This window comes from Pedobacter nyackensis (genome assembly GCF_900176505.1).
Classification (GTDB): domain Bacteria; phylum Bacteroidota; class Bacteroidia; order Sphingobacteriales; family Sphingobacteriaceae; genus Pedobacter; species Pedobacter nyackensis.
This window is the reverse complement of sequence record NZ_FWYB01000018.1, coordinates 47,952-65,365: the sequence shown is the minus strand read 5'-3', so window position 1 is coordinate 65,365 and position 17,414 is coordinate 47,952. Positions and strand designations below refer to the sequence as shown.

The following is a 17,414-nucleotide window of genomic DNA, read 5'->3' as shown; positions in this document are numbered from 1 at the left end:
AGTTACCAACCAGGGTTTTGAACCAGGTTTTTATTCTTGTTAATTTCCGACTGAGGTATAGGGAATAAATAATAGCTTTTTCTAAACACACGTTTTTCAAAAACTACTCTTTTATAAAATTCCGGAGGATTGGCATTGATGTTCATCCCATAAAAGTTACCCCCATCAGTTTGTTCTGCTATTTTCCACCTGCGGGTGTCAAAATATCTGAAATGTTCAAAAGCAAGTTCTATTTTGCGTTCCTGACGGATGAGTTCTTTAACTTCTGCTGGTGATGCAGGAACAGGTAAAGGATTCGTTCCTACCCCAAATTGAGGTATTCCGGCACGTTCCCTGATCTGATTCAGATACTTCAAAATATCAGTGTTCCCCGGATCAGATTCATTCAGCGCCTCTATGTAATTCAACAATACCTCTGCATATCTGAACAACAAGTATGGCCGGGGTGTCCAAACAGAAGTTCTCGGATTTGAAGATGGCGAAACATTTTTCCGGATGAAATACCCGGATCTTGGATGATCCCATGATCCTGCAGGCCCAGATTCACCAGTATTATAAGTTTGAATAATCTTTACACCTTCAGTTGTATTTATCCACTGTGCACCGTTATAATTTATACTTGCGTAAAACCTTGGCTCTCTGTTTACATACATATTGTAAGTATTAGCCAAAGTATAAGGAGGTTTTGCAGCTGCCGTAAATCCTGTTTCTACATAGCCAGACTGCGCATTAATTATCGGAGATCCATCAGCATTATAACCGGTAATAGGACGTAAACCATTCGCCATATGGTATGAGTCAACCATAGACTGTGGCGGGCCTGTACTTGCATATCCACTTGCCAGCCTTGGTGTAAGTGCCCTTTCATAACCATTGATGTTACTAGTTACCCTTGCAAAAATAACCTCTGAGTTCCATGGCTCAAGAAAAACATCTCTGTAAGACAAGAGTGGATCAAACTGTCCTGAAACATTGTTCTTTTTATATAAGCTTAAAATATTTAAATCTATAATGTCTTTAGCAGCCTTTGCTGCTTTACTCCATTTAGTGGGGTCGTATTGTGTATTGGCCAGGTTCTTCCCATCCTTATTTTTGAAGCTGGAATATTCGATGTTACCATTAAAAAGCGGACTTGCAGCGTATAGCAATACACGGCTTTTAAGTGCCATACAAGCCAGTTTAGTTGCGCGTCCAAGTTCAGGATCACCCTGAGCTGTAAAATGTAACGGCAAATCCTGGGCTGCCAGATCAAGCTGATTGGTAATATAATCTACACATTCATCATATGAGTTTCTCGGCAAGTTTAAAGGCTCATCTCCAGCCTGCAGGTCGGGTGGTAAAACATCTTCGTTTAAGATGGTTACAGGTCCCCACATTCTCAATAAAGAAAAGTATAAATAAGCGCGGACATATCGTGCCTCAGCAGTCCTGAGCACAATTTTATTCGCATTCATCTGCTTATTCTTTCCTATATTATTGATAAAAGTGGTTGCTGAACGGATGCCCACGTAAAAATCTTTGAAATAATTATCATAGTATCCGGATGCAGGATTCCAGTTACCAACATTCATCAAAAAGGTTAAATATCCTGGTCTGTCATAGGTCACATCCCCTTCATCAGATAAACCTATCCATGGTGAACTACCGGTAATGTAAGTCTCATCTTTCATGAAAGCATAAACATTAGCCAGGTATTCTTCCGATGTTGTTTCCCGTTCAAAAACCTGCTCAATGGTCAAACGATCATCAGGCACCTGATCTAAAAAGTTCTTCTGACAGGAAACACACGTTAATCCAATACAGAACAGTAATATATATTTGATTTTATTCATCTCTTTATAGTTTACAATTAGAAATTAACGTTTATGCCCATGCTATAGGTAGCCGTATTAGGATACTTTGCACCTCCGGGATAAGCGGCATCACTTCCATCACCCAATTCTGCATCCCAAAGTTTAAATGGAGAGAAAGTAAGCAGGTTTACACCGGAAAAGAAGATATCAGCATTTTTAAGCTTAACCCTGTTTACAAAGCTTTTTGGAAGTTTATAATTTAGCTGTAAGGTTTTTAAACGAATATATCTGCCATTGGCAATCCAGTGCGTACTTCTGGTATAATTCTCATTAATGGTCCCCGGCGTTAAACGCGGATAAAAAGCATTTGGATTTGGGTTCTCCTTAGTCCACCTATCATCAATGTTGTTAAACAGGTTCCCCCTTGATAAACCCTGTTGAAAAGGTACAAGTCCCTCACCATTCAGCCAGATATCCATATTGCCAACCCCCTGGAATAGCGTAGAAATCGTAAATGCTTTATACCCCAATGTAAAACCAAAACCATACATCAGTTCTGGAACCTGACCATACCCAATAGCAGTCTTATCATATGCATCAATTACCCCGTCACCGTTAAGGTCTTTAAATTTCAAGTCTCCTGGAGCAATCGTACCTGATTGTCTTGGGCTATTTTGTATTTCCTCCTGAGATTGAAAATAACCAAGTGACAGGTAACCCTGGCGTTGTCCTACTTTTAAGCCCTTTGTAGCCAGCCATGGATAAGCAGGATCAGGTAGATCATCTTCAATTATTTTATTCCTGTTAAAGGTAAAATTCCCCATCAGCTGAAAACTGAAATCCTTACCTATCTTTCCGTTATAGGTAACTGAACCGTCTATCCCCTTATTGTCTATTATTCCAACGTTAGCATATGGATTGTTTAGTATCCCTACATAGGAAGGAAGTGAATTTCTACGCAGGAATATCCCTTCTCTATGCTCGTTAAATACATCTAACTGTAAAACAAGATTGTTGTTGAATGTATTTAAATCAAGTCCCAGATTTGTTTTAGTAGAAGTTTCCCAGGTCACATCAACGGCAAATTCATCTATATCCAAACCATTAAAAGCTTTAGGCGTGCGTCCAAACCCGTAAACACCTGATGTACTTTTTACCGTACCCAAATAGGCGAATCTTCGGCCTCCTATATTACTATTTCCCACCTTACCATGAGATCCCCGGATTTTTAGCAGCTGAACATGATCCTTTATTGAGCTAAAAAATCCTTCTTCAGATATCACATAGCCCAAACCTACCGAAGGAAAGAATCCGTACCTTTTTTCAGGAAGAAAGTTTTCTGACCCATTGTATCCAAAATTAAACTCCGCAAAATATTTGTTGTCAAAACCATAGGTCGTTCTCATGGCCAAACCTCGGAAACGATAAGGTAAAGAAGTCTCCAGACTTCCCGCCTGCGTATTAATCTCATCGCTCTGATTAAATAAGGTCATGGCCCCCAAACTATGTTTACCGAAAGTTCTGCTGTAATTTAATGCAGCCTCATTGTAAAAGGTTCTCGACCCGGTGTTTACTCTTTCATAAGCAAGGTATTCTGTTCCCTGTCTTACCGCTTGATAAATGATATTTCCATCCGCATCCCTCCCATTTGCCAGCCAGGTATCCGGAGTTTTGGTTCGTCTTAAACTCACATAGTTATAGGCATCGAAAGAGAACATGCCGGTTACAGATAAACCTTTGGCTAAGAAGTCCAGTTCCTGCGTTAACCTTAGGTTAGAGAACAATTGGTTCCTCCATTGATTCGCATATCCTGTTTGTGTTAATAAAGCATAGGGATTTTGTACACTGGAGGTGGCGACATCAGCAATTTTACCATCTTCATATTTTGTAGGATGCAAAATGGGTGTCATAAAAAATGCTTTCTCAAAAATATCTTCTGAGTTAGATCCTGGAAAATTAACATTAGAGAGATAGCCTTGAACACCCAATTTTATTGTAGTAGTGCTGCTCGGTTTTAGCGTAATATTTGAAGTTAAATTGTACCTTTTTAACCTTACCTGAGAATCATAATTCGCCAGCTCGTCGGTTTTATACATTCCCTTTTCATCATAATAGCTGGTTGCTACGTAATACACCGCACGCTCAGATCCTCCATTAATATTCAGGTTTGCTCTTCTGTTACTTCCAAAATCATTAAACAACTCTTTATACCAGTTTACATTAGGATAAAGGTAACGATCGGCACCTGACTGTGTTAACTGAATAGCATCGTCAGAATACCTTGCAGGAGCACCATTATTTGCCAAAGCCTCATTAGACATCCGCATGTAGGTAACCCCATCAGCAAATTCCGGCAATTTTGTAAAAGAAGTAATGGCCTCATTATACCTGAAATTGAACTTCGATTTACCCGGTGTTCCGCTTTTGGTTTTAACGATAATTACACCGTTGGCTCCTCTTACCCCATACACGGCAGTGGCTGAAGCATCCTTAAGGATAGAAAAGCTTTCAATATCTTCCGGATCAACATCAGAAAAAGACCTCGGGACATCATCAACCAATACCAGAGGTTTGCTCAGGTTATTGCTAAACGTAGAGATTCCCCGAATCCAAATATCCGCATTGTCACCTCCGCCAGGTTCGCCGCTTCTCTGTACGGAAACTATACCAGCAACCCGTCCACCTAGCGCATTATTTAAACTTCTTACGGGAATTTGCAAATCTGAAGGCTTTATACTCGCTTGCGCGCCAACTACACTAATTTTCTTTTGAGCACCGAAACCAACTACCACCAGTTCATCTAAAACAGAGTTGTTCTCTTTCATTACCACGTTTATTACCGTTTTACCTTTAACGGGCACTTCCATAGTGACATACCCTGTATAAGAAAACACGAGGATATCGCTATCCTCTACATTAAGAATAAATTTACCGTTCACATCAGTACCAGTTCCTTTTCCGGGTTTATTCTTTATGGTTACACTTACCCCGATTAGTGTTACACCCGTAGAATCTTTTACGATACCCAATACATCTTTGAACGGTGCCGGTTTATTATCTGAACTGGCACGTCTTTTACTCACAAGTATCGTTTTCTCAATGATTTTAAAATTCAGGCTTTGCTTATTCAGCAACTCTTCGAGTACATTTTCCAGGGTTCCACTTTTAACAATGCTTACCCTCGGCAGCTTGCTTAGCACTTCATTTTTGTATAAAAAATTATACCCGGTCTGTTTACGAATCAGCTGAAAAATTTTCTCGATTTTTTCATTGCGTTCATTTAAGGTTACCTCTTGCGAATAGGCAGTGGCGTTTACCTTCAGACTGATGAGCAAAATAATAAAAACAGTAAGTTTCATAATGAAAATAATTTTTCGCAGTTCTGGCCAGCTTAAAAAGCCAATACTGAATTTCCCCCATAGCAGGCAGGAATGTAAAGCATGTTTCATACATTTGTTTTGTTTGAGTTTGTATTTATTGGTTGAATCAATTTTCCATAACGACTTAAACATTCCATCTGTCCCGGCTGCAACCGGGGCAGATTATTTAAGTTGTTCCATCTTCTATTTTTGTAGTCGTCTATTCCATCATCTTTAAATTTTAAGGTTTAATTTATTTGGTTTGCCTTTTAGATTAAAAAGAAACAATTACTTTTTTACCTTCTAAACTGTATTTCATATCACTTACTTCTTCAAGCATCAAAAAGGCTTTTGAAATTGGAACAGCTCTGGGTATATAACCAGTAATATGTTCTCTCGGGATTTTACCTTTATATTCGATCTTTACATCGTACCATCTGGACAACTGTCTCATTGCTTCTTCTAACTCCGTTTCATAAAAAGAAAAGACATTATCTTTCCAATCCACAAATGTTTGTGCATTTACTTCTTTAACATTTAAATTGCCTTTCATCAACTGAGCCTGCTGTCCAGGTTTTAGAATTACATTTGGTCCCTTTTCCTTAGACAATCCTCCAGAAACAAAAACCTTAACAGCACCTTCCAGTAAGGTTGTTCTTACGGACGGTTCATCCGCATAATTATTTGCGTTAAATCGTGTTCCTAACACCTCAATTTCCTGAGTATTCATTTCCACCTTAAACGGGACGGACTTATTATGTACAACTTCAAAATACGCTTCGCCATTTAACTTCACTTTACGTTCCTTCAAACCAGCAAATGATGTTGGAAAAGTAATAGTAGTAGCGGCGTTTAGAAAAACTTTACTTCCATCAGGCAAAAGCACCTCGTATTTACCACCATTTGGAGTAGCTATCGTATTATACTTTACCGGCAAACCTATACTTTCTTCACTCGCAGGTAATTCGTAAACTACTCTTCCGGTAGTATCTTTTACAATCCTTAAACCCTGCTGTACAACAACTTCTCCATTACCGGCATCTGTTAAACTAATTTTTCTTCCGTCGGCCAATGTCAACACCGCCTTATTACCACCCGGAACAACGTTATTTACCAATTGCTGATTAGCATTTTTTGAGGAACTTGAAAGAAAATAATAAGCAGAAAAGCTCATTACCAGCAAAATAGAAGCTGCTATGCTAATTCGCACAAATAAATTCCTCCTTACAGGCACAAGTGTTTCGCCTTTATTTTGACTGATCATTTCCCACATATCATCTCCAGCATGCAAAAAATCCCTGTCAGACAAGTCGCTGTTTATCCCAGCACCATTTAAAAGGAACCACTTTTCTATAAGTTTCTTTTCTTCTTCTGTACAGGTGCCGGCTTTATAAGCTGACAAGATCTCTTTAGCGTTTTTCATTCATTGCAAAGGTTTTTTATCAATGGTCCTTATAACTATGACAATCCTAAATGAACGAGTGGGTAACGAAGGAAAAAAAATTTATATAATGGACAGAAAATAGCTCAGTTTACCTAGCCGCTGGCGCAAGACTTTAAGTGCACGCTTCATATGTGTTTCTACCGTTTGTTCAGACAAGTCTAACCTTTCAGCAACTTCCTTATTGCTTAGGAACTCGTTTCTTCGCATCATAAATACCTCCCGCATTTTCTGTGGTAATGCTGCGATCTCCAATTCTATGAGCTTTTCAATGTCTTTTTCACGAATCTTGTAGTCAGATTCTTCTGCGGATTGATCTATCATTTGTTGTAAGGAATTGACATATTCCTCTTTAATAAGATCATGTTTAACGATATTCAGAATGTTGTTTAATACCGAGCGGTACAAATAGCTATTCAAGCTTGTCTTTATTTTAAGCGTTGCGCGGTTACTCCACAACTTAATAAACAGATCCTGAACAATGTCCTTGGCCCTGTCCTGATCATGTAACTTTTTATAAGCGAAATTAAACAATAAAGATTGGTATCTATTGAAAACCTCAGCAAATGACTGCTCATCTCCCAACTTAATGAGATCTATCAATTCCAGATCAGTACATGTTTTACTAGCTGACATCGTTTTTTACACTACTGCATTCCTGTTGAAATACGCCGGCAATATAAAAGAATATTATTAATATCAGTATTATCTCATGTTATACTTCCATAAAGTAAAAACTGCTAACATAAAACTCAAAGCTATGGAGTTATCAAAATGATGAATTAATAGATTTTAGCTATCGGAACATAGAATTAAATGATTGTGATTATTAGTTCCAAAACCATAATTTTATAAGTAAGCAGAACACCTATTATAAACATGTTCAATACTTTAAACTTATAAATATGGATAAAGAATCAAACGATATCAGCAAATGCCCATTTCATAATGGCAGTATGAAACACAATGTTGGCGGTGGTGGCACCAAAAACCGCGACTGGTGGCCTAACCAGTTAAAGTTAAACATTCTGCGTCAGCACTCCTCGTTATCCAATCCTATGGCCGAAGATTTCAACTATACCGAAGCTTTTAAAAGCCTCGATCTGGAAGCCGTAAAAAAAGACCTTCATGCACTTATGACCGACTCACAGGATTGGTGGCCGGCAGACTTCGGGCATTACGGTCCCCTGTTTATTCGTATGGCATGGCATAGTGCCGGGACCTATCGTGTAGGTGACGGTCGAGGCGGTGCCGGAGAAGGACAGCAACGTTTTGCTCCGCTTAATAGTTGGCCCGACAACGTGAGCTTGGATAAAGCCCGCAGACTACTTTGGCCTATTAAACAAAAATATGGCCGTAATATTTCCTGGGCCGATTTAATAATCCTTACCGGAAATGTAGCGCTCGAGTCAATGGGTTTCAAAACATTTGGTTTTGCCGGTGGACGCGCAGATGTATGGGAACCGAATGAGGATGTATATTGGGGAGCTGAGAACACATGGCTTGGTGGCGACCATCGCTATGCGCATGGATCAGAAGGTGTTGTTGAAGGACACGGCGTAGTCTCATCAGATGATAATGCAGATGGCGACATCCACTCACGCAAACTGGAGAAACCACTTGCCGCAGTGCAAATGGGCCTCATCTACGTGAATCCAGAAGGACCAGATGGCAACCCCGACCCTATCGCTGCCGCTAAAGACATCCGTGATACTTTTGGCCGTATGGCAATGAATGATGAAGAAACTGTTGCCCTGATTGCAGGTGGCCATAGTTTTGGTAAAACCCATGGTGCTGCTCCTGCAACCCATGTAGGTAAAGAGCCAGAGGCGGTTGACCTCGAAATGCAAGGTCTGGGCTGGCACAACAGCCACGGCACTGGTAAAGGTCCTGATGCGATTACAAGTGGGCTCGAAGTAATCTGGACAAAAACGCCAACCCAATGGAGCAATAATTTCTTTGAAAACCTGTTTGGTTTTGAATGGCAATTGACTAAAAGTCCCGCCGGTGCACACCAGTGGGTAGCTAAAGATGCAGGAGATATTATTCCTGATGCATTTGACAGTTCAAAGAAACATGCCCCTACTATGCTTACCACCGATCTTTCCTTAAAGTTAGATCCGATATATGAAAAAATATCAAGGCGTTTCTTCGAAAACCCAGATGAATTTGCCGATGCTTTTGCCCGTTCATGGTTTAAATTAACCCACCGTGATATGGGACCTCGTTCTCGTTACCTGGGGCCTGATGTGCCACAGGAAGAACTGATCTGGCAAGATCCTATTCCTGCACTTGACCATAAGTTAATAGACGAAAACGACGTTGCGGCTTTGAAGGCAAAAGTATTGGAATCCGGATTGAGTGTATCTGAGCTAGTTTCTACCGCGTGGGCTTCAGCTTCCACCTTCCGTGGGTCTGATAAGCGCGGTGGTGCTAATGGCGCCCGCATTCGTCTGGCTCCTCAAAAATACTGGCAGGTAAATAATTCTGCACAGTTACAAAAGGTACTAGATGAGTTAGAGCGCATTCAGAAAGATTTTAACGGAGCGCAAACTGGTGGTAAAAAAGTTTCCTTAGCAGATTTGATTGTACTGGCCGGTTGTGCAGGTATTGAAAAAGCAGCGAAGGATGCAGGACATTCGATTACAGTTCCTTTTGCCTCTGGCCGTATGGATGCTTCGCAGGAACAAACTGATGTAGAATCAATGGGCTACCTGGAACCGCTTGCCGATGGTTTCCGCAATTACCGTAAATCAAAAATCCCCGTATCTACTGAAGAGCTACTGATTGATAAAGCACATTTGCTTACCCTTACAGCGCCTGAATTAACCGTGTTACTAGGTGGAATGCGTGTATTGAACACAAATTTCGATGGTTCTAAGCATGGCGTTTTCACCTCCCGTGTAGGTCAGCTTACCAACGACTTCTTTGTAAACCTCCTCGACATGAATACTGCATGGAAAGCGGTGTCCGATGACAAGGAGTTGTATGAAGGTAGCGATCGTGCTACAGGTGCGGTAAAATGGACCGCTACACGTGCAGATCTTGTATTAGGCTCCAACTCAGAACTAAGAGCTATTGCTGAAGTTTACGGAAGCGCAGATGCGCAAGACAAATTCCTGAAGGACTTTGTAAACGCCTGGAATAAAGTGATGAATTTGGATAGGTTTGATTTAGTTTAATCGGATCATTCGTTTTACGAATTGCGGGTGCATCATAAATCATGATACACCCGCAATTTTTTATTACTGTCTGGTGAACTTAATCTCCATTGTTTTCATTTCCTTGCCTTCGGCAGTACAATACATCTCCATGATTTGAGTCTTGTCATCCACAAGTTTATATACCTCACGCATGTCCATGTCCTTACCGGTAGCAGGATCAACGCCTTTTCCTTTAAAATTGATAGTCTTTGTGGCTTCATCCCAGGTGCCTTCCATCACCATAATGCCCGTACCCATATTGTCTACCCAGGTCGAAATAAATGTTTTCTTCGCATTGTCGTAGCCCAATAGGCCCATTCCTTCAAAAGGCTTGCCCATCATTGTACCCTTAAAATTAGTTTGCTGGTAGCGCCCGCCCAAAATCATCATATCTTCACAAACGCCTTTACTCTTTTGTGGTGGATCGCCGGGTTTCATCCACATGGTTACGTCTGCATTCCACTTCCCATCGCTTTTGGCGATCATCTTGTGTACATCCCCTGGCGTCATGTAGGCTTCCCAAGCTTTCATCATGGCATCATCCTGCGCTTTAACGCTGGTCATAGCTAGCATTAGCAAAGCCATAACACATAATGTTATTTTTTTCATAGCATAAAAATTAGTTTTCCCCTTATCTAAACACCAGAGACTTTCCAATGTTTGCAAATTTGCTAAGTCTGAGAACTTCCTCCAAGCATAGGATTAAATGTAAAAGAGCTCCGACATCCATCTGAGCTCTTTATTATCAACTAAACCTAAACTTATAAATACTAACCAAATATTTATACCACAAATCTAAAGGCTCATTATTAAAGCAGTGTTAACTCTGCATCAACTGTTATCAAAATTAAGGATAACCATAAGATAACATAGCTGCACCACAGATTTAAACTCAGTTGCCTTGCTTTGCATTAAGAAAAACAATACATCTTATATGGAAAACAAAGCAATCAAAATCACAGCCGACCTGCAAATGTTCATCGATAAATTCGAGCCCAACAAATTTAAAATCATGTCCAAAGGCATCGAAATTAGAGGCATCAACGATATGCACCGCAACATCAGCCAGGCTAAGGGTATCATTGAAAGATTGGAACTTAACCTTATCGTGTCTCACAACGCCGAAATGCTAAGTTATGGCGGATTTGAAGTGAACAATCTTTAATTTAGCCAACTAAATTAAAGATTACCTTACAATAGTTATTTTGGCACTAATAGTGTTCGACACTATAGCACTAAAACTATTTTATAACATTAAAGATGAAAAGCTTACTTAAAGAATTGGCACTTGCGGTAATACTACTTACCGCAAGTGTTACCGTAAATGCGCAAACAGACACCATATATGTTTACGGTCCGGGTGGCCCGCTCTCAGCAATAAAAGCCTGCGCCACCCAATTTACCGCAACTACAAAAATTCCTGTTAAGGTTATTGGTGGGCCAGAAAGTAAATGGCTAACCAACGCAGAAAGAAATGCCGATATCATCTATGGCGGAGCTGAATATATGCTTACCCAGTTTATACACGCCCACCCAAATATGGTAGATGTAGCCACCAGAACGGCCTTGTATCAGAGACGGGCCGCAATCTTAGTGCGACCTGGCAACCCCAAAAAAATCACTTCGTTAAAAGATCTAACACGACAAGGCATTAAAATACTTGATGTTAACGGCGCTGGCCAGTTGGGCCTTTGGGAAGATATCGCCGGCCAGGAGAATTTAATTGGTCCCATCCAAAAAAACATTGCCCGATCTTTTATCAATACTGCTTTAGCTATTGAAGCCTGGAAGGCAGACCCTGGTTTTGATGCCTGGATTACCTATGCTTCATGGCATGAAAATCTTAAGGATATCACCACGGTTCTAGAATTGCCTGTTACCTTACGTGTGTATCGCGGTACACCTATTGCGCTTACGCAAAACAAGAAAAACACTGCGAACGCCCAAAAATTCATTGTTTTTTTAAAGAGTACAAAGGGGCACCAGATATTTCAGCAATACGGCTGGGAATAAGCGCTTCCAGAGCGCTGCCTAAAATGGCTACAGCATCTTCCATTTCTTTTTTATCTAAATTACCAAACCCCAACCGGGTAGCTGTAAAGCTTTTAGTTTGGTACAAAATAGTTTTTGGGAGGAATAATCCATTTGCAGCACATTTCTCCTGAAACTTGACCAAATTGAACTTATCGAGCCATTGAACCCAAATAGCCAATCCACGGGGTGGGATATTGAACTTAATCCTCCCCTTCAATTTTTCAGTCAACAAAAAAGCAAAATAATCTCGGCGTTCTTTATAAATCTTTCTATTCTTTTTCGAAAGGCGATGCACCTCACCATCCTGAATCCAATCGGTCAACACCTGCTCTTTAATCACATCGATTCCAGGCTCCAGAATATTTTGATGTTTTTCCAGTTCTTTAATGAACGCTATTGGTGCAGCGACAAAACCGTAGCCAAAGCCTACAGGCAAGGATCTTGCGAACGATCCAACATACACCACCCTTTCATGTGAATCAAAAGCCGCCAATGGCAATATTGGATTATTATCATAATGAAAATCAAAATCGTAATCGTCCTCTAAAATGATAAACCCATATAACGTAGCCAATTCAAGTACCTCCATCCTCCTTTTAGCGCTTAGCGGGATTGTAGTTGGATAATGATAGTTAGAAGTAAGGTACAGTATCCTGATGGTGTGCTCCTCGCAAACCTTTCTCAGGTAGGCAGTATTGATCCCCTCATCATCAATAGGTACAGGAATAATGTGTGCCCCGCTATCAGATAAGGTCATATTAGACAAATAATAACCTGGAGCAGCAACAACAACCTTATCACCGGCCGAGATCAGCAGTTTCGTAACTAAATACAAGCTAATCTCATGACTGGTTGTTGTGAGTAGGTTTGATTCAGAGATCCGCAAACCTCTGGTTAAGTTTAGAAAATTAGAAAACTGCTTTTTAAAAGTCAGATGCGACTGAGTCTGGATCTGTTCCCAGGTTCGTTTGGCCTTTTGTCTCTTCAATTTTGAGACATAAAGCCTGGCCAACACATCCGTATGAACGAGTCTTAAATCTGGCAAGCCATCATTAAATTGCAAGGCCAAATCACTTACCTCTACCGGATTTTCCAGGATTGAGGAATGCTTAAAAGTAAAACTCGCAGGAATCTCTAGCTTCTTTTTGCCCGGAACGGCCTCATTTGTATTTTTCTTTTTTTGATCTGATAAGATGAATGTCCCCTTGTTTGGCAGGATCTCGATAAAGCCTTGTGCTTCTAAATCCTGGAAAGCTTTGATCAATGTGTTCCTATTTACAACTAATAACCTGCACAAAATGCGTGTTCCCGGGAGTTTTGTACCCTCCGGAAGTAATCCCAATTGTATCGCTTTAATAAACTCAAAAACTATTTGAAGATAGATTGCTGTGGTTTCGTCTGGTTTAAGCTGGATGAAACTTTTGAAAGGAATTTGAACCGGACCATCCATTTTCTTGAAACTGGTATACTTTAGTGGTACGGCAAGGTACTACTTTTGTCGAAATTTATAAAGAATGAAGAAAATTTACTTTGCTTTACTAATGCTTTTATGTGGTGATTTATATGCACAGAAAGGCTTAGACACCGTTATCAGGATCAAAGAAGTAGTGATCAACGAAAATGGATTCAGTACGCCCATCTCTAAACAAAACAGAAATGTATATGTAATCGATAAAGATATGATTGCCAAACTACCTGCCCGTACCATCCAGGAGTTGTTGCAGTATGCAAACGGCGTAGATATCAGGCAAAGAGGGCCTTTTGGAAGCCAGGCCGATATCAGTATCGACGGAGGAAGTTTTGAGCAGACCGTAGTGCTTTTGAACGGTGCAAAAATCATTGATGCACAAACTTCTCACAACATGCTAAACCTGCCCATTCCGGTTGAGGCGATAGAAAGAATTGAGGTGGTCCGTGGGCCTGCTGCCAGAATCTATGGAATCAACAGCTTAACGGGGGCTATCAATATCATCACCAAAAAACCTACTAACTCAGGCTTCCTGATCAGCACGCACGCAGGTTCCAACTTCGAAAAAGATTCGGAAGGAACAGGAAAAACATTTTATGGCGAGGGCATTCAACTTGGGGCAGCTTTAAGCAAGAAACAACAACAGCATTCCATCTTTGGATCTTACGATAAAAGTAATGGTTATCGATATAATACACAGTTCGATAACGCCAGACTTTTTTATCAGGGGAACATTCAGATTGATGGTTCAAATGAAATCATGACTTCGTTCGGCTATACCAACAATGAATTCGGAGCAAATGGATTTTACGCAGCACCTGGGGATAAGAACTCAACTGAAGCTGTCCAAACTACCCTTGCTGCTATTCAATCAAAACACCTTTTATCCAGCAAATGGACACTCATGCCCAGACTGAGCTACAGGTATAATTTCGATGATTACAGCTATTTAGGGGCTTCTAATCCAACTGCAGGCCGAAGCAAGCATTACACCAATTCAATAGCAGCCGAGGTGATCAGTACGTATAAAACCAGCACAGGTGAATTTGGTTTCGGAGCAGAGGTAAGAAGAGAAGATATCAGGTCTTCTAATATAGGCCAGCATCACCGCGAAAATCTAGGCATCTATTCGCAGTACCAGACCTACCTGTTCGAGAAGCTTAATCTGAATTTTGGCACCTATTTAAATTATAATTCTGATTATAAATGGCAAATCTATCCAGGGCTGGATGCAAGCTATTCAATAACAGATATGTTTAAAATTATTGGAAACATTGGGACAAGTCAAAGGATCCCTTCCTTTACCGACCTTTATCTGAACCAGCGCCCCGGAAATATTGGAAATCCAAACCTTGAGCCGGAAAATGCACTTCAGGGAGAACTGGGTTTCAAGATCATCAAAGGGAATTTCACTTTCAATTCTAATTTTTTCCGCCGTAGGATTAGCAAGTTTATAGATTGGACGCGAGTGGTTAACACCAATCCATGGCAAAGCAACAATTTAGGAGATCAGGTTACAGGGGGGATAAATATGCGCTCAGACTATTCCATGAATGTTTCAGAGGCATCTAAACTGAATATAAACCTCGCCTATTCTTATTTGGATTCTAAAAATAGTGATACGGAAGCAGGGCTTGCCTCGAAATATCAGATTTCATCGCTGAAACATCAATTGACAAACACCGTTAATTTCCAATACATCAATTTTTCAGTAATGGCCGCTACGCGTTTTAATCAGCGAGTATCAGGTCCATCGTATTGGATAAACGACTTTAGATTAAGTCAGTCCATTCAACATTTCACGATCTTTTTGGATGCGCAAAATATCTTTAACACAAAATATTATGAGATTGGCGCCATTCCGCTTCCTTCACGCTGGATCGGCTTAGGGGTTAAATTCGTAAATTTCTAGATACTACCGCTATTAATGCAAAATGTCCAGATCCCCCCATCATAATGTCTATTTCAACCTACCCTAAAGACCCTAATTACCTGTAAATTAGTCTACGACTTAAATTAAAAATCCTATAGCAATGGGAAAAATAGTAAATTTATTAGAAGCAAAAGGAAAACTCTAAATACTCAATTAAAATCTAGAAACATGAAAATTAGAAGTTTAGTACTCACACTATGTTTAATCATGGGCAGTCAATTGGCAATGGCGCAGGTAAAAGTAGCTGATCTGGTAAAGGATTGGGAAAGGTCAAAGGCCTATACAAAAGAATATCTGGATGCAATGCCAGAAAGTGGCTATGCTTTAAAGCCTACTCCAGAAATGCGATCTTTTGCAGAGCAATTATTACACCTGGCAGAGGCTAACTATGCTTTCGCTTCGGCAGCTACGGGCACGAAAAGTCCATTTGGTCAAGGAGAATTGGAAAAAAACAGTGATAAATCCAAATCTAATGTGAGCAACCTGGTGCTAACCAGCTATGATTTTGTGATCGATAATATAAAAAAGATGTCTGACGCGCAACTGGACGAAACCATCAAAATGTTTGGAAAGTTCGATATGTCTAAAAGAATGGCTTTGGCTAAGGATTTTGAACATCAGGCACATCACAGGGGTCAAACAACTGTATATCTTCGATTGGCAGGCGTTACGCCTCCGAAGGAAAAGCTGTTTTAAGCGTTTACAATTGGCCTATGTAAGGGTTTGATTTACCAAATGGAATAAACTCTACGCGGTATGGTGTATTGGCACACATCATACTCCATAATATATTACCATTTTTATCGGTAAGGAACACCTGATTCTGTTTAGAAACACAACTTAAAACAGTATTATCACCAATCAGATAAGCACTTCCCATTCTGTCTGTAAAGATACCTTCCTGCAATTTTACCTGCAATTTTAAAGATGCTTGTTTGGCTGCTTCGTTTAAATCAAAGGCTAATATTCGCGAACGTTTTTTACTGGTACCATTATCAAATAACATAAGCGTTTTTTGATTATTTACATGCACGGCATGTCCCTGATCAAACTCAGCCCCTTTGGGCAATGCAAAGTCGCCTCCCCTGCCAAATTTCCACATCACCTTTTTGTTTGCCGTATTCACTTTCCAAATCTGTCCATTATTATAAAATGAAATGATGTAGTTCCCATCGGTATCAATAAACAGACTATTTGCATGCATCCAGTCTTTTGCTTCTTTTATAATATTTTTTTCCTTTAAGGGATCGAGCGCTTCAAATACACTCCAGCTCCATATTTTTTTCCCAGACTTATCTAACACTAATATACCGTCTCCTTTTACCGTATCTGCCGCTTTACCACCTACCGCTCTTAAATCGATAACTTTTTCTTCTGCACATAAGGTGACGTATTGATTTTTTGCATTAACTAATATTTCGTGATGAATGGTTTGTTTAAAATCCTTCTCCCCTTTTTTTAAATGAAAAATGGTATCACCTGCCAGCGATAATTCCAAAATTTCGTTACCATAGCTGGTGGGATAATCCATTGGAGCTAAAATTGAAAGAATGGTTTTGTTTTGGGTAAAGTGAGCTACTTTAACCCCGGTATTGTTAAATCTCTGATACCACCTTAAGGTCCCCTGATAGTCCAGCATGCCTATAAATCCGGGTGTTTCTCTGTTATAAACCAACATACTACCTTCCTTAAATTCAGTTGGCAGCGCTTGTTCATCACTTTCCCTTACATGATACAGACCTAATAATTGGTCCGGAATATCATTTGTTTTAAAAGAATATACATCTGAGTGAGACTTTAGGCTTCCACTCGTCAATACAATACGATATTGATAAGTTGCATTAAATTTCAAGTTGGTAAGCACTATTTTGAACGCTGTCTTTTGAGTAGAAACAGGAGTTGTAAGTAATTTATCTTTCTGTCCATTTGGCCAATACTCAATATATGCGTCTTCAGGTTTAGCACAAGAAAAATCAACAGATACCCTCAATGCGTTTCTATCTGCAGTTTCATTTAATGAAATATTTTTGAAGGTACCAAATACACTGTCAATACACGAACTACCACAGATTGCGATGGTCATTATTCCAGTAACAAATATTCTTAATTGGCTTATTTTTGAAAACATCTAGTACAATATTTATAGTTATAAATCAGCGGGTTCGAGCGCAAACAATTAAAAT

At 39.9% G+C, this 17,414-nt stretch carries 12 protein-coding genes; 5 read left to right on the top strand and 7 right to left on the bottom strand.

Features of this window, described 5'->3' with window-relative positions; translation table 11 throughout:
* Positions 1–2 precede the first annotated feature (2 nt).
* The 4 genes from B9A18_RS22385 to B9A18_RS22370 all read right to left on the bottom strand — a co-directional run bounded on the left by B9A18_RS22385 (position 3) and on the right by B9A18_RS22370 (position 7,229).
* Positions 3–1,832, bottom strand: a complete 1,830-nt coding sequence (locus tag B9A18_RS22385; protein ID WP_084291787.1) for a RagB/SusD family nutrient uptake outer membrane protein — start codon at positions 1,830–1,832, stop codon at positions 3–5.
* Between the two features lie 17 nt (positions 1,833–1,849).
* Positions 1,850–5,242 carry a TonB-dependent receptor gene (locus B9A18_RS22380; RefSeq protein ID WP_144009591.1) on the bottom strand — a complete coding sequence of 1,131 codons (3,393 nt, stop codon included), beginning with the start codon at positions 5,240–5,242 and terminating at the stop codon, positions 1,850–1,852.
* A gap of 184 nt (positions 5,243–5,426) precedes the next feature.
* Complete coding sequence (locus B9A18_RS22375) at positions 5,427–6,575, bottom strand: FecR family protein (RefSeq protein WP_084291786.1); 1,149 nt, start codon at positions 6,573–6,575, stop codon at positions 5,427–5,429.
* Positions 6,576–6,656: 81 nt separating this feature from the next.
* Positions 6,657–7,229 (bottom strand): RNA polymerase sigma factor, encoded by a 573-nt coding sequence (locus B9A18_RS22370; protein ID WP_084291785.1) that lies wholly within the window; start codon positions 7,227–7,229, stop codon positions 6,657–6,659.
* Positions 7,230–7,498: 269 nt separating this feature from the next.
* On the opposite strand from B9A18_RS22370, the gene katG reads away from it, so the two are divergent.
* Complete coding sequence (gene katG / locus B9A18_RS22365) at positions 7,499–9,775, top strand: catalase/peroxidase HPI (RefSeq protein WP_084291784.1); 2,277 nt, start codon at positions 7,499–7,501, stop codon at positions 9,773–9,775.
* A gap of 63 nt (positions 9,776–9,838) precedes the next feature.
* Here the strand turns inward: katG and B9A18_RS22360 are convergent, their stop codons facing one another.
* Positions 9,839–10,405, bottom strand: a complete 567-nt coding sequence (locus B9A18_RS22360) for a DUF1579 domain-containing protein (protein ID WP_084291840.1) — start codon at positions 10,403–10,405, stop codon at positions 9,839–9,841.
* A gap of 325 nt (positions 10,406–10,730) precedes the next feature.
* Between B9A18_RS22360 and B9A18_RS22355 the strand changes: the two genes are divergently transcribed.
* Positions 10,731–10,961: a hypothetical protein gene (locus tag B9A18_RS22355; RefSeq protein WP_084291783.1), complete on the top strand. Its 231-nt coding sequence runs from the start codon at positions 10,731–10,733 to the stop codon at positions 10,959–10,961.
* Between the two features lie 95 nt (positions 10,962–11,056).
* Positions 11,057–11,809, top strand: a complete 753-nt coding sequence (locus B9A18_RS22350) for a substrate-binding domain-containing protein (RefSeq protein WP_084291782.1) — start codon at positions 11,057–11,059, stop codon at positions 11,807–11,809.
* Here the strand turns inward: B9A18_RS22350 and B9A18_RS22345 are convergent.
* Complete coding sequence (locus tag B9A18_RS22345; RefSeq protein ID WP_084291781.1) at positions 11,748–13,280, bottom strand: aminotransferase-like domain-containing protein; 1,533 nt, start codon at positions 13,278–13,280, stop codon at positions 11,748–11,750. The genes B9A18_RS22350 and B9A18_RS22345 overlap by 62 nt on opposite strands.
* 64 nt (positions 13,281–13,344) lie before the next feature.
* Between B9A18_RS22345 and B9A18_RS22340 the strand changes: the two genes are divergently transcribed.
* Positions 13,345–15,210, top strand: a complete 1,866-nt coding sequence (locus B9A18_RS22340) for a TonB-dependent receptor plug domain-containing protein (protein ID WP_084291780.1) — start codon at positions 13,345–13,347, stop codon at positions 15,208–15,210.
* A gap of 189 nt (positions 15,211–15,399) precedes the next feature.
* Positions 15,400–15,927, top strand: coding sequence for a DinB family protein (locus B9A18_RS22335; protein ID WP_084291779.1), 528 nt, complete (start codon positions 15,400–15,402; stop codon positions 15,925–15,927).
* A gap of 4 nt (positions 15,928–15,931) precedes the next feature.
* Here B9A18_RS22335 and B9A18_RS22330 read toward each other — a convergent pair whose 3' ends face one another.
* Positions 15,932–17,359: an aryl-sulfate sulfotransferase gene (locus B9A18_RS22330; protein WP_084291778.1), complete on the bottom strand. Its 1,428-nt coding sequence runs from the start codon at positions 17,357–17,359 to the stop codon at positions 15,932–15,934.
* Positions 17,360–17,414: the final 55 nt, after the last annotated feature.

Coding starts and splice junctions, on each gene's coding strand:
- B9A18_RS22355 (WP_084291783.1), top strand. CDS start 10,731: ATGGAAAACAAAGCAATCAAAATCACAGCCGACCTGCAAATGTTCATC.
- B9A18_RS22330 (WP_084291778.1), bottom strand. CDS start 17,359: ATGTTTTCAAAAATAAGCCAATTAAGAATATTTGTTACTGGAATAATG.
- B9A18_RS22360 (WP_084291840.1), bottom strand. CDS start 10,405: ATGAAAAAAATAACATTATGTGTTATGGCTTTGCTAATGCTAGCTATG.
- B9A18_RS22335 (WP_084291779.1), top strand. CDS start 15,400: ATGAAAATTAGAAGTTTAGTACTCACACTATGTTTAATCATGGGCAGT.
- B9A18_RS22380 (WP_144009591.1), bottom strand. CDS start 5,242: ATGAAACATGCTTTACATTCCTGCCTGCTATGGGGGAAATTCAGTATT.
- B9A18_RS22385 (WP_084291787.1), bottom strand. CDS start 1,832: ATGAATAAAATCAAATATATATTACTGTTCTGTATTGGATTAACGTGT.
- B9A18_RS22375 (WP_084291786.1), bottom strand. CDS start 6,575: ATGAAAAACGCTAAAGAGATCTTGTCAGCTTATAAAGCCGGCACCTGT.
- B9A18_RS22350 (WP_084291782.1), top strand. CDS start 11,057: ATGAAAAGCTTACTTAAAGAATTGGCACTTGCGGTAATACTACTTACC.
- B9A18_RS22370 (WP_084291785.1), bottom strand. CDS start 7,229: ATGTCAGCTAGTAAAACATGTACTGATCTGGAATTGATAGATCTCATT.
- B9A18_RS22340 (WP_084291780.1), top strand. CDS start 13,345: ATGAAGAAAATTTACTTTGCTTTACTAATGCTTTTATGTGGTGATTTA.
- B9A18_RS22345 (WP_084291781.1), bottom strand. CDS start 13,280: ATGGATGGTCCGGTTCAAATTCCTTTCAAAAGTTTCATCCAGCTTAAA.
- katG (WP_084291784.1), top strand. CDS start 7,499: ATGGATAAAGAATCAAACGATATCAGCAAATGCCCATTTCATAATGGC.